Below are 20502 nucleotides of genomic sequence, written 5' to 3'. Positions count from 1 at the left end.
GTGGTGTTATTCCGACAGCGGGGTCATCACGAGTTTGTCTTCGTGAATTTCCCGCAACGCAATGGAGAGGGGTTTTTCGTCGACGGTGGAGGGAACCAGCGGACCGACGTGTTCGTAGAGGCTGCCATCGCCCAGGTCCGAATAGTAGGAGTTAATTTGGCGCGCCCGCTTGGACGCGAAGATCACCAGCTGGTACTTCGAGTCAACCTTTTCCATCAACTCGTCGATTGGGGGATCAATGATTCCGCGGTGGTGCAACACGATTTAGTCTCCTCGGGGGGTTGTGGCCTGTAGTAAGTCTACGATGTCTCGGGCGGCGTCTTCGACGACGTCGTTCACCACCACGTGATCGAACTCGCCACGAGCGCCCAATTCTTCCACCGCGGTCGCGAGGCGCCGTTGGCGCTCATCGGGATCTTCGGTCCCCCGCGACTCCAAACGCTCCGCCAGAGCGTCGAAACTGGGCGGGACGATGAAGATGAACAGTGCCTCTTCGCCGCGTTCGCGCACCTGCCGTGCCCCCTGGATATCAATCTCCAGCAACACCGTCTTACCGGCACGCTTTTGGCGTAACACCGGGGTTCGGGGGGTTCCGTAGCGGTGAGTGCCGTGGACCACCGCCCACTCCATCAGCTCGTCCTGCTCGATGAGTGCATCGAACTGTTCGGAGGAGACAAAGTAGTAGTCCACCCCGTCGACCTCACCGGGGCGGGGCGGGCGGGTCGTGGCCGACACACTCATTTCCAGATCCGGCCGCATTTCACACAGCTGCGAAATGACCGTCTTTTTGCCCACGGCAGTCGGTCCCGCAATGACGACGAGGCGACCGACGAGACGCCGTGGCTGAATCCGCTCGGTCAACCCGACTAGTTCACGACGAAACGCGGTGCGCTGATTAATCCGAAGCCCCCCGATGGTCGCCCGAGGATTAATGCCCAAATCCTGGAGAATTCGAGCCGACTTTGTCGGCCCCACCCCCGGTAGCGAGCGTAAAAACCAGTCAATACGCAGACCGTGGAGTGCCGGATCGTCGGAATCCTTCGCCCGGTCAAACGTGTCGACAAAGTCGCGCTGCAGGCTAGCGAGCTCCGCCTTGAGCTCCGCGCGTTGCTGTCGAAGCGCACTGCTTCTCGCCGATTGGGCCCTCGCGTCAAAGCCTGAACCTTCGTTGTGGCCGCCAGGGCCACCACCTCCAGGGCCCACACCGCTAGGACCCGACACGACGAAGCTCCTCTTGGTGCTGGCTCAATCGATCGACCACACCACCCGGGTCTTTGCCCGCAACAGATCTCGACACGGTGGGAATCACGCGCGGTGTGGCCGCTCCGAACAAGTCCTCCAGCTCGGAGAGTCTCGCCCCCTGATGGCCGAAACCGGGCGCTAACACGCTCACGTCTGGTGCCCGCTCCAGGTCCACGCCGAGTGCGCCCCGATCACTCGTGGCTCCGACGACCGCGCCCAACCACCCGGTGGCAGCCCCCGGCGCGGCGGAAGAGATTTCTTGAAGGCCCTCGAGAACCCACTGCGCCACACTCAACCCTTGGGTTGTCCGGGCTGTTTGGAGCGTCTGGCCCTCCGGGTTTGACGTCGCGGCGAGGACAAATACCCCCTTGCCGTGTTCGCGGGCCATATCGAGCGCCGGATTGAGCGCACCGAGGCCCAAATAGGGGCTCAGCGTGAGAGCATCTGCCTCGAAGTCGGACCCCGGGGCGAGCCAAGCCGAGGCATAGCCCGAGAGGCTGGTGCCAATATCGCCGCGTTTTGCATCGGCGATGACCGCCATTCCCCGCGTGCGCATGTGTCCCATCAGCTGCGCGAGCACCCGCATGCCGGCTACGCCGTGGCGCTCAAAGAGCGCCACTTGGGGTTTCATCAGGCTGATGCCGGATTCGAGTGCAGCGTCGATGAGGCGAGTCGCGTACTGTTCACTGCCCGCCGCACTGTCGTCTAGGCCCCAGTGTGAGAGAAGCTCTGGGTGCGGGTCGATTCCGACACACAGGCGCCGAGCCGGGGTCTCCAGCCGTGCGAGCAGCTGCGCAAAAGTCGAGTGGTCAGCGCTCATCGTGGTGAGCCTCTCGCTGGGTGTGGTACTCCTGCAAACTCGTCACCGACGGCACCTCCGGGCGCTCCTCGAGCGACACCACGGCGGCGCCCAGTTGACCCACGGTGGTAAACAGGGCTTTATCCGCTGCGACCGTGGCCGTGCGAATTTCGTAGCCGTCGGCCCTGGCGGAGCGACCGCGCGGGGTGTTGACAATAATGTCCACCTCTCCCGCGGCGATAAGGTCGACAATGCTGGGTTCATCGTCCACCCGGGAATCGGTGTGCTTGGCCACGACCCTCGCACTCACGCCGTAGCGCGAGAGGACCTCCGCGGTCCCCTCAGTGGCCCAAATCTCGTAGCCCATCTGGCGCAGCCGGGCGATGGGGAGTATCGCTCCGCGCTTATCGCGGTCGGCCACCGAGACAAACACCACTCCGGATCCGGGAAGTCCGCCGTAGGCGGCGTCTTGGCTTTTGGCAAACGCGAGCGGGAAGGTGCGATCGATGCCCATCACCTCACCGGTGGAGCGCATTTCGGGCCCCAGGATCGAATCGACGATGTCGCCCTGAGGCGTCCGGAAGCGCTTAAAGGGCAGCACAGCCTCTTTCACCGACACCGGATGCCAGGCGGGGACGTCGGATCCGTCTCGGGCCGGCAAGAGCCCCTGCTCGACCAGCTGGGCGATACTGGAGCCTGTCATCACCAGTGCCGCAGCCCGAGCGAGCGGGATGCCGAGCGCTTTGGAGACAAACGGCACGGTTCGACTGGCCCGGGGGTTTGCCTCCAGCACGTAGAGCACCCCGGCGGCGACGGCAAATTGCACATTGATCAGGCCGTGGACTCCGATGCCCTCAGCCAATTTGCGTGTCGCCTGGCGCACCTGGTCGATGATGTCGCGTCCCAGTGTGACCGGCGGCAGCGTGCAGGCGGAATCACCCGAGTGGATTCCCGCTTCTTCGATGTGTTCCATGATCCCGCCGACATAGAGCTCCTCGCCGTCAAAGAGCGCGTCGATATCGATTTCGATGGCGTCGTCGAGGAACCGGTCGACCAGGAGTGGCGCCTCTGGGGAGACGATGGCGAATCCACCGATGCGCTCGAAATAGTCCTCGAGGCTTTCGGGGTCGTAGAGGATTTCCATCGCTCGCCCGCCCAGAACGAAGCTGGGGCGAACGAGGACCGGGTAGCCGATATCGTCGGCGACGGCGACCGCGCCCTCCACCGAGTGGGCCGTGCCGTTTTTCGGGGCCTGAAGGCCTGCGCCCTCCAAAATGGCCGAAAATTGTCCGCGCTCTTCAGCGCGGTCAATCGCTTCAGGCGAAGTTCCGAGAATGGGTACACCGGCATCTTTGAGCCCGTGGGCGAGGCCCAGTGGGGTTTGTCCACCCAGTTGCACGAAGACTCCGAGCAGTGTTCCCGACTGGCTCTCCTGGTGAATGACCTCCAGGACATCTTCGAGGGTGAGCGGTTCGAAGTAGAGACGATCTGCCGTGTCGTAGTCCGTGGAGACCGTTTCGGGGTTGCAATTGATCATGATCGTCTCCACTCCCGCTTCGCGCAGGGCGAAGGTCGCGTGCACGCAGGAGTAGTCGAACTCGATTCCTTGGCCGATCCGGTTGGGTCCAGAGCCCAAAATCACCACTTTGTCCCGGTGTGATGGCGCGACTTCGGTTTCTTGGTCGTAGCTGGAGTAGTGATACGGGGTGTAGGCGGGAAACTCTCCGGCGCAGGTGTCGACGGTCTTAAACACGGGCCGGATACCCCACTCGTGGCGAGTAGAGCGCACCTGGGCTTCACTCAGGCCCCGCAATTGGGCCAGTTGGGCATCGGAGAGTCCAATGTCTTTTCCGAGCCTCATGACTTCCGGGGTGAAGTCTTGTGCCGAAGAAATGTCGTCGGCGACTTCGTTGATCAGCGCGATTTGGTCGACAAACCACGGGTCGATGCCGGTCGCGGTGTACACCTCGTCGACGCTCGCGCCTTGGCGCATGGCCTGTTGGAGAGTCACAATCCGACCGTCGGTGGGCACACTGGCGCGCTCCAGAAGCTCCTCTTTACTCTCGGTGACTTCTGCCCAGTGGAATGAACTTCCCCGCTGCTCCAGAGACCGCAGGGCTTTGTTGAGCGCTTGGCTGAAGTTTCGACCCAAAGCCATCGCCTCCCCCACCGATTTCATCGTGGTGGTGAGGGTCCGATCGGCCAGCGGGAACTTTTCGAAGGCAAAGCGGGGCACTTTGACCACGACGTAGTCCAGGGTCGGCTCAAAGGAGGCCGGGGTGACTTTGGTGATGTCGTTGGGAATCTCGTCGAGTCGGTAACCCAGCGCGAGTTTGGCGGCTATTTTCGCGATCGGAAAGCCGGTCGCTTTCGACGCCAGAGCACTCGAGCGGGAGACCCGCGGATTCATTTCGATGACGATCACCCGGCCGTTGGCCGGGTCAATCGCGAATTGAATGTTGCAGCCACCGGTGTCGACACCGACCCGGCGGATAATGTCGATACCGATGTCGCGAAGCCGCTGGTATTCGCGGTCGGTCAGGGTCAATGCGGGGGCGACCGTAATCGAATCCCCGGTGTGCACACCGACCGGGTCGACGTTTTCGATGGAACACACCACCACCGCGTTATCGGCGTGGTCACGCATTAATTCGAGTTCGTATTCTTTCCAGCCGAGGATGGACTCTTCGAGCAGGACTTCGTGGGTGGGGCTTTGCTGCACGCCATCGGCCACCATGCGGATGAGTTCTTCTTCGGTGTGGGCAAAGCCAGACCCGGCGCCCCCCATGGTGAACGAGGGACGAATGACCATCGGGTAGCCGAGCTCCTCGGCATAGCTGAGGGCCTCCCCCACGCTGGTGGCAATACGCGACGCCGCGACGTCGGCGCCGGAGGCCAAGACGATGTCTTTAAACGCCTGGCGGTCTTCACCGCGCATAATCGCCTCGAAAGAGGCCCCAATGAGCTCCACACCGTGGCGCTCGAGGATGCCCTGTTCATGCAGAGCCATTGCGGCGTTCAGCGCCGTTTGCCCCCCCAGGGTCGGCAGGATGGCGTCGGGTTTTTCGGCCACGATGATCTGCTCGATCACCTCTGGGCTGATCGGTTCGATGTAGGTCGCATCGGCAAAACCTGGATCGGTCATGATTGTCGCCGGGTTGGAGTTCACCAACACCACCCGCACCCCTTCTTCGCGCAAGACCCGGCAAGCTTGGGTACCCGAATAGTCAAATTCCGCCGCCTGGCCAATCACGATCGGTCCGGAACCGATCACGAGGACCGTATTAATGTCGTCGCGCTTGGGCACTACTGACGCCCTCCTCTACTGGGCTGAGCGAGATAGTCGGTAACCATCTCCCGGAAACGATCGAACAGGTAGGTCGAATCGTGGGGCCCAGCGGCCGCTTCCGGGTGGTACTGCACCGAAAAGGCGGGGCGGTCGAGGGCGCGAAGCCCCTCCACCACGTCGTCGTTGAGGCTCACGTGGCTGACTTCCACACGGCCGAAACCAGCGGGCGAGTCGACGACTTCCCCGCGGGGAACTTCGACGGCGAAGCCGTGGTTTTGCGCTGTGATCTCCACTCCGCCACTCAGTGTGTCGAGCACGGGCTGGTTTATTCCCCGGTGGCCGTATTTGAGTTTGTAGGTGTCGAATCCGAGCGCTCGGCCGAGTAGTTGGTTGCCAAAACAGATCCCAAAAAACGGCACCCCCTGAGTCAGCGTTTCTCGCAAAATGGCGACGTGGCGGTCACTGGCCGAAGGATCCCCCGGACCGTTGGAGTAGAACACGGCGATGGGGCTTATGGCGTCAATGTCCGACCATTGGGATGTTTCGGGCATCACGTGGACGTCGAAACCGCGCGCGGCGAGGTGGTGGACCGTCGATTCTTTGATGCCGAGGTCGATCACTGCGAGTGCGCCGAGGCGCGGCCCCACGGCCTGAACCACGCGGGTCGTCTGAACAGATACCTGTGCGGAGAGGTTCTGGCCCGTCATGACCGGTTGGTTGACAACCTGGTCTAACTGCTCTGTCGCATCGAGCGCTGCCTGGGGCCCGGAAAATATCCCGGCGCGCATGACGCCTGCCTCACGAAGTAACAGGGTGATCGCCCTCGTGTCGACCCCGCTTATTCCCACAATGCCCTGCTGGGCGAGCTCATCGGGAAGCGACACTTCACTGCGATAGTTGGAGGGTCGCCTCGCCACATCGCGCACCACGAAACCCTCCACCCAGATGCGCCGAGATTCTTCGTCGTCGTGGTTCATGCCGGTATTGCCAATGTGCGGAGCGGTCATCACCACAATCTGTCCCGCGTAGCTGGGGTCGGTGAGGGTCTCTTGGTAGCCGGTCATTCCCGTGTTGAACACCAACTCACCAAAGCTGGTCCCCTGGGCTCCAAAAGCCTTCCCCTCGTAGCGGGTGCCGTCTTCTAAGACAAGCACTGCCGGCGTGTCGGTGTTCACGAGTTCTCCCCCTTGTCGTCGCCCAGGGCCACCTCGATGGCCTGTTGGATATCATCGGCGGGGAAATCGACCGAGCGGAAATAGCTCTCGACCAGCCGTTCACCCCACTGCCAGCGCACAAAAATCAATCCGTCGCTGTCGACGACCCTGTCGATTGTCCACGTCGCGCGGCCCACCGCGCGCAGTTGCGCCGAGGGAATAAAGACTTCGTCTTCACCGGCGATATCCAGCCACACGCCCTCGGGGCCACTGCCCAGGTTAACCCGTGCGCGAAAACCCAACGGACGCCGGGCGATGCGCTCCAGGGGCGAATCTGCCTCGGTGGTCGCCACATAGAGCAGGGAATACACCCGCTCTGGTCGCGTCGACACGCTCGATGAGGAGACTAAAGCGGGCAGGTCGCGGTAGCGACCCACTCTCGCCCGCCAGCCCCACCACACCAACAGCAGCGCCACCGCCAGCAGCGCCAGCATCAGTGCACCCGCGAGTTCCCGGGTCACCGCGGTCCCCCTCGAAGCGCATCCGGAGCCACCACAGCGCCCTCAGAGACGGTCTGAGTGCCGCCGAAGAACGTGTGCACCACCTCTCCGGGGAGTGTGAGGTGACTGTAGGGGTTGTTACCCGAGCGGCTGTAGCGCATCTGGATTTCGCGCGTCGCGTCAGGATCAACCAGGGTCAGGTGGGCCGGTCTGCCCAGTCCACAAGGTTCCTCGTAGCCCGCGAGGCCACCGATCCGCGCGGGCGTTGTGGAGAGCACACGGGCTACGCCAGCCCAGTCGAGGTGGCCGGGTTCAACCAGGGCTTTGTGCACCACACTCAGGGCCACCTCCAAGCCCAACATTCCAAAAGCGGCCTCATCGAAGGCGCAATCTTTCGATTCGCTGGGGTGCGGGGCGTGGTCGGTCGCGACAATATCGATGGTGCCGTCAGCGACGCCCAGGCGCAGGGCCTGGGCGTCGTCTTCTTGGCGAAGCGGAGGATTGACCTTGTACAGCGGGTCGAACGACGCCGTGAGGTCTTCGGTGAGCAACAGGTGATGCGGGGTGACTTCAGCGCTCACCTTGGCGCCGCGGGCTTTTGCCGCCCGAACAATGTCCACCGACCCCTTCGTGGAGAGGTGGCAGATATGCAGTCGTGAACCCGTATATTCGGCGAGGAGAATATCTCGCGCAATGATGGCCTCCTCGGCCACCGCGGGCCACCCAGCGAGGCCCAACCGGGAGGAGAGTGCGCCCTCATTCATTTGGGCATCTTCGGTCAGTCTGGGGTCCTGCGCGTGTTGGGCGATCACACCACCGAATGTGCCCACATATTCCAACGCGCGGCGCATCAGCAGCGAATCGGAGACACAGTGGCCGTCATCGGAGAACACCCGAACGTTGGCCACCCCGCCCGCCATACCCGCAATACCGGCGAGCTCCTCGCCGGCGAGACCTTTACTAACCGCTCCAATGGGGCGCACGTCCACGTAGCCGGCTTCTTGGCCCAGACGGTGCACCATGTCGGTCACCCCCACCGAGTCCGCGACCGGCTGGGTATTCGCCATGGCGAACAGGGCGGTGAAACCGCCGGCCGCCCCCGCCTGTGACCCGGAGAGAACCGTCTCGGCCTGCTCCATTCCCGGCTGGCGCAGGTGGGTGTGCAGGTCGACCAGTCCGGGTAGGGCAATCAGGCCTTCCGCGTCGATAACCCGAGTCTGTGCACCACCGGGGTCAACCTCGCCAGGGTCGACAAACACTCCATCTTTGACGGCGACATCCCGGGGTGTGCCACCCAGGACGCCCGCCTGTCGAATCAGTGTCTCGCTCACTGGACCTGACCTCCCCTGCTGACTTGGTAGAGCACCGCCATGCGCACCCACACACCGTGAGTCACCTGGTCAAGAATGGTCGAACGCGGTGAGTCGGCGGCAACGGAGGCAATTTCGACACCGCGGTTCATCGGCCCCGGATGCATGATCAGCGTGTGCTCGGGAAGCGAGGCGAAGCGATCCGCGCTCAGTGCGTAGTGCTTGGTGTATTCCCGGGGGCTTGGAAAGTAACTGCCGCGCATCCGCTCGCGCTGTACTCGAAGCATCATCACCGCGTCGGGGCCATCCGCGACGACGCGGTCTAGATCGTGGTCGTAGTCGGCCGGCCACGACTCGATTCCCCGGGGCGCAAGAGTTCGGGGCGCCACCACTGTGACCCGTGCACCCAGAAGGCTCAGCAGGTGCACGTTAGACCGCGCCACTCGAGAGTGGGCCACATCGCCCACGATGGCGACGGTAATGCCATCTAGTCCCCCGCCCACAGCCTGATCGCCCAACAGCCGCTCGCGCAGCGTGTACGCATCCAGCAGGGCTTGGGTGGGGTGTTGGTGGGTCCCATCTCCGGCATTCACCACTGACGAGTTCAACCAACCAGAGTGGGCCAGACGGTGGGCCGCACCGGAGGAGCCGTGTCGCACGACGACCACTTTTGCTCCCATCGCCTCCAGAGTTTGGGCGGTGTCTTTGAGGCTTTCGCCCTTCGACAGGCTGGAGCCTTGCCCCTGGAAGGTGATGACATCGGCGGAGAGTTTTTTTGCCGCCGCTTCAAACGACAGCCGGGTCCGGGTGGAATCTTCAAAAAACAGGTTCACCACGGTGACCGCGCGAAGCGCGGGAAGCTTCGGCATTTTTTGGTCGGCCACCCGCGCGAACTCCCGCGCGGAATCAAGATAGGCCACCGCCTCCTCGCGCGAGAGCGTGTCGGTTCCCAGGAGATGTTTCATCTGACGACCTCCACAGCTTCGTGCTCATCCACATCCACCAGTCGTACCTGGACCCGCTCACCCAGGGCGCTCGGTAAGTTCTTGCCGACATAGTCCGCGCGGATAGGAAGCTCGCGGTGGCCCCGATCGACTAACACGGCCAAGCGCACCGCGCGCGGTCGACCCAGGTCGACCAACGCATCGAGTGCAGAGCGCACCGTTCGTCCCGAGAAGAGCACGTCATCGACGAGAACGACCACACGGTCGTCTAAGCCGCCAGGGGGTGGAGTGGTGGCCTGGGGGACTCGAAGCGGTGCCTGATCGAGATCGTCTCGATACATCGTCACGTCGAGGACACCGGTCGGGGTGACCTCCCCGGTGATTTCGGCGATGTGGTCGGCGAGACGCTCGGCCAACACGACTCCCCGAGTGGGAATTCCCAGCAACACCAGCGACGCCGAATCTGGATTACCCTCGATGATTTCGTGGGCCATGCGCTTAATCGTGCGCGCGATGTCCGATTGGCCAAGCACAGTGTCATTCGCCATCGGTACCTCCTTCCGCGCCTCGCTGGACGCTGGTTAAAGTAGGACCGCCTGAGATGGTAGCACCCCTTCGACACAATGCCTACGAGTGCTCACCGTTGGTGTCCACTCGGGCGCGGGCGCAGAGCGCTTTCGCGGGGTTACTACTCCCGGCACGGGGTCTCCGGCTTACTCACCCGGTTCGATCGACGCTTCCGGGGCAGCGACTGGCTGTTCACCTGAGCCGGGATCTGTCGAGGTGAAGCCCTCGCGGCCTGAGCCTCGCACCTGTTCGGCGATGGTTCCCAACACCCCTTGGACGAAGCCGCGCGAATCATCGGTGCTGTATTCGCTGACCACACTGCCGGCTTCGGCAATGACGACGGCGGTGGGTGTTTCTGGCATGGCCAGCAGTTCGTAAACAGCTAGGCGCAACACCGAACGATCGACAATGGGCATACGCTCGATGGGCCAGTCGGTTGAGGTGGCAGAAATCAACCCGTCGATGCGTTCACTCGCCCCCATAACCCCCTCCACGAGGGTTCGCGCAAACTCGAACGCGGGCCGCTGATCGGGGGTGTGCTCCACCCGCTTCGCTTCAGCAGCCAACACCTCACTGATGTCGAGCCGGCGCAGGTCGGCGGCGTAGACAATGTCCAGAGCGCGTTTTCGGCCCTTGTGCCGGGCACTCACTCGTTGATACGACCGAGGTAGTCACCCGAGCGGGTGTCCACCTTCACTTTGGTGTTGTTTTCTAAAAACAGCGGCACCTGAATCTCATAACCGGTTTCCAGCGTGGCCGATTTTGTCCCGGCAGAGGACCTATCGCCCTGCAGGCCGGGCTCGGTGTAGGTCACTTCGAGGATGACCGAGGGTGGTAGCTCCACAGAGAGCGCTTCACCCTCGTACATCGCAATCTGCACTTCGCTGCCTTCCAACATGTAGTTGGCGGCATCGCCGACCGTGGCGGCGGGAACAGTGACCTGGTCGTAGTCACTGGTGTCCATAAACACGTAGTTTTCACCGTCCTGGTAGAGGTAGCTGTAATCGCGGCGATCGACCGTGGCGAAATCAATTTTGGTTCCCGCGTTGAAGGTTTTATCGACGACTTTGCCGGAGCGGACGTTTCGCAGCTTGGTGCGCACAAAGGCACCGCCCTTACCGGGCTTCACGTGCTGAAACTCGAGCACCGACCACAACTGGCCATCGAGGCTCAAGACCACGCCGTTTTTGATGTCGTTGGTGGTTGCCATCTCTTCGTCGTCTCTCTTTCGTTTGGGTGATACTCGGTCGTTACGCTCGGGTAATTTGCGCGATCGCGAGCCGGTAGGAATCGGCGCCAAAACCTTGGATTACTCCGGTGGCCACCGCCGAGATGACCGAATGCGCTCGAAATTCTTCCCGGGCTGCCGGGTTGGACAGGTGCACTTCAATCAGTGGGAGACCCGCCTCGGTCACCATCGCGCAGGCATCACGCAGCGCATAGGAGTAGTGGCTAAAGGCCGCCGGGTTCAAGACCACCGGCACGGACTGGTCGATGGCCTGGTGTAACCAGGCGATGATCTCTGCTTCGGCGTCAGATTGTTTCCAGACGATATCCCAGTCGGGCTGGCCGGCCTGGAGGCTGGCGTGGATATCGTCGCCTGTGTCCGAGCCGTAAATATCGGGTTGCCTCGAGCCCAACCGGCCCAGGTTGGGGCCGTTAATGACCCATATCGACTGCATCCCTACAGACTACTGGGCAGCGCTGGTTTGCAACTCGTGGTACGCGGCGACAAGAACAGATTCGTCGGGAATGGCGAGAACTCGGGCGTGGCCGAGGCCGTCCAAAATCACAAAGCGTAAGACCCCGCTTCGGCTTTTTTTGTCCTTCTGCATGGTGCCCAGCAGCTGAGGCCAACGATCGACCGGGTAGTCCAAGGGCAAACCCAAGAGGCTCAACACCGAGCGGTGTCGAGCGACAATGTCGTCGCTGAGCCCCGCCACCATTTGGGACAACTCCGCGGCAAACACCATTCCAATGGATACTGCGACACCGTGTCGCCACAAATACCGCTCGGCGTGTTCGATGGCGTGGCCCAGGGTGTGCCCGTAGTTCAGCACTTCCCGCGCCGACACATCGGTGAAATCGTCACCCACCACGTCGGCTTTGACCTGAATCGCTCGGGTAATGAGCTCTCGAAGCACGTCAGAGCCGGCCCGCACGGCCTGCTCGGGTTCGGCTTCGATCAGGTCCAAGATGGCGGGGTCTTTGATAAAGCCGCACTTGACGACCTCGGCGAGGCCGGCACGAATGTCATTTTCTGGGAGGGTCTCCAACCAGTCGAGGTCAACCGCGACGGCGTGCGGTGCGTGAAATGCGCCGACGAGATTCTTTCCCTCGGTGGTGTTTATCCCGGTTTTTCCGCCAATAGCCGCGTCGACCATGCCCAGCACCGTGGTGGGCACGTGCAGCACCGGCACACCGCGTAACCAGTTGGCGGCGATGAAGCCCGCCAGGTCAGTAGTCGCCCCGCCCCCAAAACCGATAATCGCGTCGGTTCTCGAAAATTCCAACTGACCGAGGAGGCCCCAGACAAAGCTGGCGACTTCGATGCGTTTGGCCGATTCCCCTTCCGGAATTTCGGCCAAGACCACTTCTTTGTGTTCCGAGAGCGCCTCGCGCAGTGCTTCCGCCCGGGCGTGGAGCACGGGAGGGTGCACAATCATCACTTTTTGGGCGTCGTGTGGCAACCATTCGGGGATGTGTTCTCGAACCCCATGGCCGATGTGCACGCGGTAGGGACTCACTCCCCCGCTGGTGACCTCAATCACTGTGGGCTCAGACATCCGCACCTTCCAGGTAGTGGGCAATTTCTTCCGCGACGTCTTCAATGGGACGGTGTGAGACGTCGACGCGCCACGTCGAGACCTCCTCGTACCAGGCTTTCCTTCCAGCGACCAGCTCTTCCCACTGCGAGACACCCCCGGAGAGCAGCGGGCGCTTCTGGTTATTCAGCCGGGAGGCGACCGCCTCCGCGGAAATCTCGAGAAGGACCACCGTGTGCTCGGCCAGGGCCTCGCGGGTCGCCGCGGTGGTCACCGCACCACCTCCGAGAGAGAGCACACCGGGTGAGTCGAGAAACTCGCGCACCACTTCTGCTTCTCGTGCGCGAAACCAGTACTCTCCCTGGTCGGCAAAAATCTCGGGAATCGGGCCGTAGCGGGTTTTGAGCACCGTGTCGGTGTCCACAAAGGGTTCGGACATACGCGTGGCGAGGATTTTGCCGATTTTGGTCTTACCGGAGGCCGGTGGTCCCACGAGTACCACCCGAGGACGCTGACTACTCACCGTGGGACGCCGGCGCGGTCTTGAGCGTGTCCGGGATTGACTCCAGGTAGGCCTGCAGGTTGCGCGAGACTTCGCCGAGCGAGTCTCCCCCGCACTTTTCCAACACTGCCCCCGCAATCACCAGGGCGACCATGGCTTCTGCCACGACCCCCGCGGCTGGCACCGCACACACGTCGGAGCGCTGGTGGTGGGCACCGGCTGCTTCCCCCGAGCTGGTGTCGATGGTGCGCAGCGCTTTGGGAACCGTCGAAATGGGTTTCATCCCCGCGCGGACCCGAAGCACTTCCCCAGTGCTCATGCCCCCTTCAATTCCTCCGGAATGTCCGGTGACACGCTGGGCTCCATCGGGGCCGGGAACAATTTCGTCGTGGGCGAGAGAGCCGGGCACGGTGGTGGTGTGAAAACCGTCACCCACTTCGACGCCCTTAATCGCCTGGATGCCCATCAGGGCCGCCGCGAGTCGCCCATCGAGTCGACGATCCCACTGGACATAGGAACCCAGACCGGGGGGCATGCCGTGGACGACGACCTCGACCACGCCGCCGAGGGTGTCTCCCGATTTATGGGCCAGGTCCACGCGCTCCACCATCGCCTGTGACGTGTCCGGATGGGCACAGCGCATCGGGTCTGAATCGATGCGCTCGATCTCCGATGCGAGAGGGGGTGGAACATCGCGGGGCACCTCCACGCCCTCGATCGCGACGGTGTGGCTAATGAGCTCAATGCCGAGGGGTTTCAAGAATGCTGCGGCGATAGCGCCGAGTGCGACCCGGGCCGCGGTTTCTCGAGCGCTGGCGCGCTCGAGCACGGGCCGGGCGTCATCGAAGGCGTACTTTTGCATACCGGCAAGATCCGCGTGGCCAGGCCGCGGCCTGGTCAAAGCTCCGGCGCGCGCGCCAGTGAGTTCCTCTGCGTCCACCGGCCACGGGCTCATGACTTTTTCCCACTTCGGCCATTCGGTGTTACCGATGCGCAAAGCGATCGGACCACCCTGGGTGACGCCGTGGCGAATACCGCCGGAGACGAACAGCGCATCGGCTTCGAACTTCATCCTCGCGCCGCGACCATAGCCGAGACGGCGCCTGGCGAGTGCCTCTTGAATCTCGTCTTCGCTCACCTCGACTCCGGCAGGCAGCCCTTCGAGCAGGGCGACAAGTTCCGGTCCGTGTGATTCACCCGCGGTTAACCATCGAAGCATGTCGCCTATTGTTTCACGGATGTCTGGGTGGCATCCTCGCCCGGTTCAGCCTCAATCGCCTGCCACATGGCCTCCAGCACCCGGGCCTCATCGTCCAGGGGCTGTTGACTATCGCCGTTGACGAAGGCTCTGAGCTGACCGAGGGCTTGGTAGACGAGCATCGACCGGCCAGAGACCACCGCGTGCGCGGAGTGTGACCAGGTGCGCGCGAGCACACTGGGCCACGGCTCATAGGCGATGTCAAAAAGCTTCGCGTGAGTTGCCTGGTCAACAAGGCCTGGAGCGTCGGGGACAACCCCACCGGGCAGCGTGGAAATGACCCAGTCGGCGTGCTCTTCGGGAACATCATCGAAGGTCGATACCCGAGGGCTAAGCCCCAGTGTCTGTGCGAGGACCTCGGTGACGCGGGCGCGCTCGGGGCTTCTCACCAGCAGCGTGACCTGCTCGGGCACGTCTTGCGCCAGCGCGTAGAGCACCGCTCGGGCCGTAGCCCCGGCCCCCAACAGCCACACGCGTTGTCCAGCACTTCCCCCGGCGTCGCTTAGCGCGCGCCAGGCACCCCACCAGTCGGTGTTATCGAGCCACCAGCCCTGCGGGCCCTTCACCGCCGTGTTGGCCGCCTGCAGGAGATCAACCGGGCCTCGATGCTCTGAAATCTCATCGAGGGCCACCTCCTTCAGCGGCATGGTCAGCGACAGGCCGTGCACCTCGGGCCCGAGGGTCGAAAAGTACTGGGCAAACTGCCCCGCGTTCACCTCCCGGCGGCGATACTCCCAGTCGAGGCCCAAGAGGCCATAGGCACCGCGGTGTAGCTGGGGGGATCGACTGTGTCGTATCGGTGAGCCCCAGACTTCGAAGCGTCGGCTATTCGCAGTAGACGGCATTGTCGATATTGTCACACCACTCGCGAAGCAGCGCGACCGCGCCATCGTGTTCAGCAAGGGTGTTCGAGAATTTTGTCTCTCCCGACTGGAGGTTCACCGTCACAAAGTATTTCCAGTCCCCCTCGGCCGGCTCCAGCACAGCGTCCAGGGCGATATCGCCGGGCAGGCCAATCGGGCCGACGGGAAGTCCGGTGTAGTAGTAGGTGTTGTAGGGGTTGTCGGCATTCTCTCTGGCTTCATCACTCGTCCAGACGGTCCCGAACGTGTTTTCCCAGTAGGTCACCGTCGAGTCAAACTGGAGAGCCATGCCGTCTTCTAAACGGTTATCGATGACCGCCGCGACCTTGAAGAAATCTTCTGGCTCCTTGGCTTCGCGTTGGACGAGGGCCGCCTTGGTGAGTACTTCGTGTCGTTGCTCGGCTGAGACCCCGCGATCATCAAGTCGCGTCAGCATTTCGTCGACCATTTCTTGGATGAGTGCACTGGCACTCGTTCCGGGTTCTACTTCGTAGGTCGCGGGAAACAGGTAGCCCTCGAGGGGTTGAAGGTAGGTATTCTCCGCCGGAGGTGTCACGCCGTACACGCTCGGGTCGGCAATCGCCGCCTCGAGATCGGCCAGCGGGATATCGGAATTCTCGGCAATGGTTTCGATTGCTTGGGTGACCGAGCGGCCTTCGGGAATCGTGATGCGATAGAGCAGGCGGTTATCCGAATCCTGCAGCGCGTCGATCGCGGCGCTACCGGACATCTCACTGCGCAAGCGGTACGTGCCCGGCTGGAAGGTCACACTGGTGTCCTCTAAGAGCAGCTGGTAGACCGACTCAAAGGATGCGGTCACACCCTGATCGGCCAGTTTTCTCGCCACATCTTCGCCGATGTCGCCCTGTTCAACGACGATGAGCACTTCGTCGCTTGAGCCTTCCCCGGCGTAGTCGGGAATTTCTTCTTCACCGAGATAGGCGAGAACCCGGTCGCCGTATTGACCCCAGGCCCACCACCCCGACCCCGCGATTCCCGCGATGACGACCAGCACGATGATGAGGATGAGCGCACCGGCACTCCGACCGCTCTCTCGGCGATCGCGACGGGGGCGTTGCTCGGGCTGGTCTGGCTCGTCGTCGGGCTGGCTCGAACCACGAAGCAGAGCTTCAAACTCATCGTCGCTCATGAACCATCCTCAGGTCTGCCGACCGAATTGTCCGGGGCGTGACCACCACCGCCGGTTTCACTATCCAGTGAATGTTGCAAAATGATAACAGCCGAGGCCTGGTCAATCACACGTCGCTGATTTTTTGCGCTGTGACCGCGGCCCCGGAGGACCCCGCTGGCCTGCACGGTGGTCAGTCGCTCGTCGACGAGTCGCACCGGGCAGTCGAGTGCCTGGTCCAACTCGCCGGCAAACGCCTCGGCGTCCGCTGTCGACGCCGTGTGGGCGCCGGAGAGGCTAATGGGTTTGCCGACAATGACTTCGACCACCTCGTATTCGACGGCGAGGCTCACCAACCTCCCGAGCGCCTCAGCACGCGGTGCGCTCTCGACGGGGACCGCGAGAACACCGTCGGGATCGGACCGGGCGATGCCCACCCGGGCTGTGCCCACATCGACACCGAGGCGCACACCCCGCGGTGGCATCGCGCGAGTCACAACTGGCTGAGGTGTTGGCGAGCAGCGTCGAGCGCCGGGTCGAGTCCTGCCACATCGGGTCCACCACCCTGGGCGAGCTGGGCTTTTCCGCCTCCGCCTCCGCCCACCATGGCGACCGACTCTTTCACCATGTCGCCGGCGTTCACGCCGAGGTCCACCGCCTCGGAGTTTGCCACCACAATGAGGGTGGCCCGACCAGAGATGTCGGCACCGAGCACCACCACACCGGCCCCGGAGCCCAGGCGCTGCAGCACGTTCTGTGCAACGTGTCGTAAATCATCGGCACTGGCCACGTCGTCTGCTCGGCCGAGCACCGCGCGAAGCGCGCCAAATTCAGTGGCCGTGGGGACCAAGCGGTCAATTGCGCCACCCAGGCCCTTCTGGGTCAGACTTTCGATGGTTTTTTCCATCTGCTTGACCTGGTTGATGAGCTCGTCGATGCGGGTGGGAATCTCCTCCCGGGGAGCCTTGAGGGTCTGCTGAAGACCGGCGACTAGTTCGCGCTCACGGCTAAATTCAGTAAGAGCGTCCATCCCCACGAAGGCTTCCACGCGCCTCGCGCCGGCACTAATCGACGATTCGTGCACCAGGTTAATCACGCCAATCTGGGCCGAGGAGGACACGTGCGTACCCGCACACAACTCCCTGGACCAGGGCCCTCCAATGTCGACCATACGGACCGTATCGCCGTATTTTTCACCAAACAGCGCCATCGCACCGAGCGACTTGGCCTCATCGATGGGAAGTACCCGGGTGCTCACTTCCAAATCATCGTGAATCGCGCGGTTGGCGATGGCTTCAATTTCGTGTTTTTGTTCCGCGGCCAGGCTGTGGGTCCAGGAAAAATCGAGACGCATGTAGCCGGAACGGTTGAGCGAACCCGCCTGGGTGGCGTGTGGCCCCAGAGTGTCTCGAAGGGCCGCGTGGATCAGGTGGGTCGCCGAATGGGCCTGGCGGGCTCGACGACGGTTTGGCTCATCGACCAGCACTTCGACGCTCTGGCCCACGGCCAACTCGCCCTGGTCCACGTGCACCGTGTGGGAAATGAGACCCTGAATGGGCCGCTGCACGTCGAGGACACTGGCGACCATTCCGGGAGCTTCGAGGGTGCCGTGGTCGGCCACCTGACCGCCAGATTCGGGGTAGAGGGTCGTCTCCGCGAGGATGACTTCGGCAGTGTCACCGGCGCCCACTGACGCCACGGCGACGCCGTCACGAATGAGACCCACCACACTGGAGTCGTTTCGCAGGTCGTCGTAGCCCAAAAACACCGTCTCGCCCAGCTGGCGATACTCGCCGTAGACGGCGGTGTCTGCCACCTGGGCGCGTTTTTTCTTCGCGTCCTGTTTGGCGCGGTCACGCTGCTGTTCCATCAGGCGAGAAAAGCGCTCCTGGTCAACTCCGAGGCCCGCCTCGTCCGCCATTTCCAGGGTCAGATCGATGGGGAAACCGTAGGTGTCGTGCAGCACGAAGGCGGTATCGCCATCGAGCGTGGCCTGACCGGCCTCGCTGGCTTTGGACACGGCCACGTCGAGGATGGTGGTGCCGGCTTCCAGCGTGCCGAGAAAGGACTCTTCTTCCGCGGCGGCCAGCGACAGTGTGCGAGAAAATTCGCTCGCGACCTCCGGGTAGGCCGGTGCCATGGCGTCTTTTGACGCGCTAAACAGCTCGGGGAAGCTCGCGTCCTTCACGCCGAGTAACTGCATCGACCGGATTGAGCGGCGCAGGAGGCGACGCAGGACATAGCCGCGCTGGTCGTTACTGGGTGCGACACCGTCGGTCATCAGCATCAGGGCGCTTCGCACGTGGTCGGCGACGACTCGCATCCGGACGTCATCGAGCGCGTCTGCGCCGTAGTTCCGTCCGGAGAGTTCGGCTGCGCGGTCCAACACCGGGCGCACCTGATCGATTTCGTACATGTTGGACACGCCCTGTTTGATGAAGGCGACGCGCTCCATGCCCATTCCGGTGTCGATGTTTTTCTGCGGGAGCTCGCCCACCACATCGAAGTCGACTTTGCTTCGCACGTTGTCGATGGAGTACTGCATGAACACGAGGTTCCAGAGTTCCAAATATCGACTGTCGTCGACCGCGGGTCCACCGTCGGGACCAAATTCGCTTCCGCGGTCGAAATAGATTTCAGAACACGGCCCCGCGGGGCCGGCTTGGCCGGTCGACCAGTAATTGTCTTCGCGGCCCATGCGCTGGATTCTGGAGGTCGGCACCCCGGCCACTTTTTGCCAGAGTTCGTAGGCCTCGTCGTCTTCCTCATAGACGGTCACCCACAGGTCAGAGTCGCGAAAACCCAGGCCGCCGTCTGATTCCGAGCTGGTCAGTAACTCCCAGGCGAAGCCGATCGCGCCCTCTTTGAAGTAATCGCCGAAGGAAAAATTGCCGTTCATTTGAAAAAACGTGCCGTGTCGGGTGGTTTTGCCCACTTCTTCAATGTCGAGCGTGCGAATGCACTTTTGCACGCTCGTGGCGCGATCAAACGGGGAAGGAACGACCCCCGTGAGGTAGGGAATAAAGGGCACCATTCCCGCGACGGTAAACATCAGGGTGGGGTCGTCGCTCACCAGGGAGGCCGACGGGACGACCGTGTGTTCGCGGTCGCCAAAATAGGTCAACCACCGACGTTGGATTTCTGCGGTGTCCATTAGCTCACCTCTTGGTGTCCATTAGCAGGACCCACTAAGAGCGACCCGGCTGACGAAAGCCCTCAATCACGCCGTCGACGAAGCCCTGCACGGAATGGTCGGTGCGGGCGAGAATCACTCGACCCCGCTCACTTCGACCGGCCAAGAGCACCAGAACGACCCCGGCGACAACGCCGAAGATTAACCCTCCGAGAGCTCTCATGCGACACTCCTTGTCCGTTGGTCGCCACCGGCGGTGTGGCTGCCGGCGGACGGACCACTAGCGTGCGGCGTAATACTCCACAACCAACTGAACCTCACAGGTCACCGGGACTTCTTCGCGCTTGGGGCGGCGAAGGAGGGTGGCCTGCAGCGTTTCGATGTTGACCTCGAGGTAACCGGGAACGGGGGGCAACACGTCTTGGTGCGCGCCGGCCGCGGCCACCTGGAAGGGGTCGCGCTCTTCCGAGCGGGGCTTGACGTGAATCATCTGGTCGGGCTTCACCCGAAAAGACGGCCGGTCCACGATCTGCCCGTTGACCATGATGTGCCGGTGGACGACGAGCTGCCTGGCCTGAGCGGTCGAGCGGGCGAAGCCCGCGCGCAAGACGAGTGCGTCGAGGCGCATTTCCAGCAATTCGACCAGCGATTCACCGGTCAGACCCGGCGCTTTACGGGCTTCTTCGAAGGTGCGTCGCAGCTGGGCTTCGCGGATACCGTATTGGGCGCGCAAGCGCTGCTTTTCGCGCAGGCGCACCGCAAAGTCACTGTCGGTTTTGCGGCGGGTGCGGCCGTGCTGGCCGGGAGCGTAGGGGCGCTTTTCGAGGTGGCGCTGGGCTTTTGGGGTAAGCGGAATACCGAGGGCGCGCGAGAGGCGCACCTTGCTGCGGGTACGTGACGTAGAGGACACGGATTAATTTCTCCTTATAAGTGGCAACCAAGACGCAGTGCTCATTCCAGAGGGAAAGACTTCACTGCCGAGGCACCCGGCTACAAAGTGCCATTCGGTCTCATGCCCCCAGCCGCTGGGGCGTTTTCAACCGAGCC

Annotated in this window: 20 protein-coding genes and 1 pseudogene; all 21 read right to left on the bottom strand. The window is 62.7% G+C overall.

The genetic code is table 11. From position 1 onward, the window contains the following. Positions 1-6: 6 nt before the first annotated feature. Positions 7-264, bottom strand: coding sequence for a DNA-directed RNA polymerase subunit omega (gene rpoZ / locus RI518_RS03090; RefSeq protein ID WP_310671135.1), 258 nt, complete (start codon positions 262-264; stop codon positions 7-9). Beyond that, positions 265-1221, bottom strand: a complete 957-nt coding sequence (gene gmk, locus RI518_RS03085; protein ID WP_310689320.1) for a guanylate kinase — start codon at positions 1219-1221, stop codon at positions 265-267. Continuing rightward, positions 1208-2062, bottom strand: a complete 855-nt coding sequence (pyrF, locus tag RI518_RS03080; protein ID WP_310689319.1) for an orotidine-5'-phosphate decarboxylase — start codon at positions 2060-2062, stop codon at positions 1208-1210. Before pyrF ends, gmk begins: the two co-directional genes overlap by 14 nt. Then, positions 2052-5348, bottom strand: coding sequence for a carbamoyl-phosphate synthase large subunit (gene carB, locus RI518_RS03075; protein WP_310689318.1), 3297 nt, complete (start codon positions 5346-5348; stop codon positions 2052-2054). Before carB ends, pyrF begins: the two co-directional genes overlap by 11 nt. Next, positions 5348-6505, bottom strand: coding sequence for a glutamine-hydrolyzing carbamoyl-phosphate synthase small subunit (gene carA / locus RI518_RS03070; RefSeq protein WP_310689317.1), 1158 nt, complete (start codon positions 6503-6505; stop codon positions 5348-5350). Before carA ends, carB begins: the two co-directional genes overlap by 1 nt. Then, positions 6502-7005, bottom strand: coding sequence for a hypothetical protein (locus RI518_RS03065; RefSeq protein WP_310671082.1), 504 nt, complete (start codon positions 7003-7005; stop codon positions 6502-6504). The genes carA and RI518_RS03065 overlap by 4 nt, the downstream gene beginning before the upstream one ends. Beyond that, positions 7002-8315 (bottom strand): dihydroorotase, encoded by a 1314-nt coding sequence (locus RI518_RS03060; RefSeq protein ID WP_310671083.1) that lies wholly within the window; start codon positions 8313-8315, stop codon positions 7002-7004. The genes RI518_RS03065 and RI518_RS03060 overlap by 4 nt, the downstream gene beginning before the upstream one ends. Beyond that, the gene (locus RI518_RS03055; protein ID WP_310671084.1) at positions 8312-9259 is read right to left on the bottom strand and encodes an aspartate carbamoyltransferase catalytic subunit; all 948 of its coding nucleotides are present in this window, start codon (positions 9257-9259) and stop codon (positions 8312-8314) included. Before RI518_RS03055 ends, RI518_RS03060 begins: the two co-directional genes overlap by 4 nt. Then, positions 9256-9801 (bottom strand): annotated as a pseudogene (gene pyrR / locus RI518_RS03050) (bifunctional pyr operon transcriptional regulator/uracil phosphoribosyltransferase PyrR); the annotation flags it as partial. The gene RI518_RS03055 and the pseudogene pyrR, both read right to left, overlap by 4 nt. A gap of 150 nt (positions 9802-9951) precedes the next feature. Then, positions 9952-10455: a transcription antitermination factor NusB gene (gene nusB, locus RI518_RS03045; RefSeq protein ID WP_310671086.1), complete on the bottom strand. Its 504-nt coding sequence runs from the start codon at positions 10453-10455 to the stop codon at positions 9952-9954. Then, on the bottom strand, positions 10452-11015 hold the full coding sequence (gene efp / locus RI518_RS03040) for an elongation factor P (RefSeq protein WP_310671087.1): 564 nt from the start codon (positions 11013-11015) through the stop codon (positions 10452-10454). Before efp ends, nusB begins: the two co-directional genes overlap by 4 nt. 40 nt (positions 11016-11055) lie before the next feature. Beyond that, positions 11056-11487, bottom strand: coding sequence for a type II 3-dehydroquinate dehydratase (locus tag RI518_RS03035; protein ID WP_310671088.1), 432 nt, complete (start codon positions 11485-11487; stop codon positions 11056-11058). A gap of 9 nt (positions 11488-11496) precedes the next feature. Continuing rightward, positions 11497-12591, bottom strand: coding sequence for a 3-dehydroquinate synthase (aroB, locus tag RI518_RS03030; RefSeq protein ID WP_310671089.1), 1095 nt, complete (start codon positions 12589-12591; stop codon positions 11497-11499). Then, complete coding sequence (locus RI518_RS03025) at positions 12584-13072, bottom strand: shikimate kinase (protein ID WP_310671090.1); 489 nt, start codon at positions 13070-13072, stop codon at positions 12584-12586. The genes aroB and RI518_RS03025 overlap by 8 nt, the downstream gene beginning before the upstream one ends. A gap of 13 nt (positions 13073-13085) precedes the next feature. Continuing rightward, the gene (gene aroC / locus RI518_RS03020; protein ID WP_310671091.1) at positions 13086-14291 is read right to left on the bottom strand and encodes a chorismate synthase; all 1206 of its coding nucleotides are present in this window, start codon (positions 14289-14291) and stop codon (positions 13086-13088) included. 5 nt (positions 14292-14296) lie between these two features. Further along, entirely contained in the window at positions 14297-15175 is an 879-nt protein-coding gene (locus RI518_RS03015) for a shikimate dehydrogenase (RefSeq protein WP_310689316.1), read from the bottom strand. Beyond that, the gene (gene mltG / locus RI518_RS03010; protein WP_310689315.1) at positions 15156-16343 is read right to left on the bottom strand and encodes an endolytic transglycosylase MltG; all 1188 of its coding nucleotides are present in this window, start codon (positions 16341-16343) and stop codon (positions 15156-15158) included. The genes RI518_RS03015 and mltG overlap by 20 nt, the downstream gene beginning before the upstream one ends. Further along, a complete protein-coding gene (gene ruvX, locus RI518_RS03005; RefSeq protein ID WP_310671095.1) occupies positions 16340-16807 on the bottom strand; it encodes a Holliday junction resolvase RuvX in 468 nt (155 codons plus the stop codon). The genes mltG and ruvX overlap by 4 nt, the downstream gene beginning before the upstream one ends. An 8-nt stretch (positions 16808-16815) precedes the next feature. Next, positions 16816-19476 (bottom strand): alanine--tRNA ligase, encoded by a 2661-nt coding sequence (alaS, locus tag RI518_RS03000; protein WP_310671096.1) that lies wholly within the window; start codon positions 19474-19476, stop codon positions 16816-16818. 34 nt (positions 19477-19510) lie between these two features. Beyond that, the gene (locus tag RI518_RS02995) at positions 19511-19678 is read right to left on the bottom strand and encodes a hypothetical protein (RefSeq protein WP_310671097.1); all 168 of its coding nucleotides are present in this window, start codon (positions 19676-19678) and stop codon (positions 19511-19513) included. 57 nt (positions 19679-19735) lie between these two features. Beyond that, the gene (gene rpsD / locus RI518_RS02990; protein WP_310671098.1) at positions 19736-20365 is read right to left on the bottom strand and encodes a 30S ribosomal protein S4; all 630 of its coding nucleotides are present in this window, start codon (positions 20363-20365) and stop codon (positions 19736-19738) included. Positions 20366-20502: the final 137 nt, after the last annotated feature.

This window comes from Pontimonas sp. (assembly GCF_031581085.1).
In the GTDB taxonomy this organism is placed as follows: domain Bacteria; phylum Actinomycetota; class Actinomycetes; order Actinomycetales; family Microbacteriaceae; genus Pontimonas.
The sequence above is the reverse complement of the archived record's forward strand: the minus strand, read 5'-3'. Positions and strand labels throughout refer to the sequence as shown.

Bases quoted from the DNA above. Each gene is read 5' to 3' on its own strand.
- efp (WP_310671087.1), bottom strand. From the start codon at position 11,015: ATGGCAACCACCAACGACATCAAAAACGGCGTGGTCTTGAGCCTCGAT.
- aroC (WP_310671091.1), bottom strand. From the start codon at position 14,291: ATGCTTCGATGGTTAACCGCGGGTGAATCACACGGACCGGAACTTGTC.
- alaS (WP_310671096.1), bottom strand. From the start codon at position 19,476: ATGGACACCGCAGAAATCCAACGTCGGTGGTTGACCTATTTTGGCGAC.
- RI518_RS03035 (WP_310671088.1), bottom strand. From the start codon at position 11,487: ATGCAGTCGATATGGGTCATTAACGGCCCCAACCTGGGCCGGTTGGGC.
- ruvX (WP_310671095.1), bottom strand. From the start codon at position 16,807: ATGCCACCGCGGGGTGTGCGCCTCGGTGTCGATGTGGGCACAGCCCGG.
- pyrF (WP_310689319.1), bottom strand. From the start codon at position 2,062: ATGAGCGCTGACCACTCGACTTTTGCGCAGCTGCTCGCACGGCTGGAG.
- RI518_RS03015 (WP_310689316.1), bottom strand. From the start codon at position 15,175: ATGCCGTCTACTGCGAATAGCCGACGCTTCGAAGTCTGGGGCTCACCG.
- aroB (WP_310671089.1), bottom strand. From the start codon at position 12,591: ATGTCTGAGCCCACAGTGATTGAGGTCACCAGCGGGGGAGTGAGTCCC.
- mltG (WP_310689315.1), bottom strand. From the start codon at position 16,343: ATGAGCGACGATGAGTTTGAAGCTCTGCTTCGTGGTTCGAGCCAGCCC.
- RI518_RS02995 (WP_310671097.1), bottom strand. From the start codon at position 19,678: ATGAGAGCTCTCGGAGGGTTAATCTTCGGCGTTGTCGCCGGGGTCGTT.
- RI518_RS03055 (WP_310671084.1), bottom strand. From the start codon at position 9,259: ATGAAACATCTCCTGGGAACCGACACGCTCTCGCGCGAGGAGGCGGTG.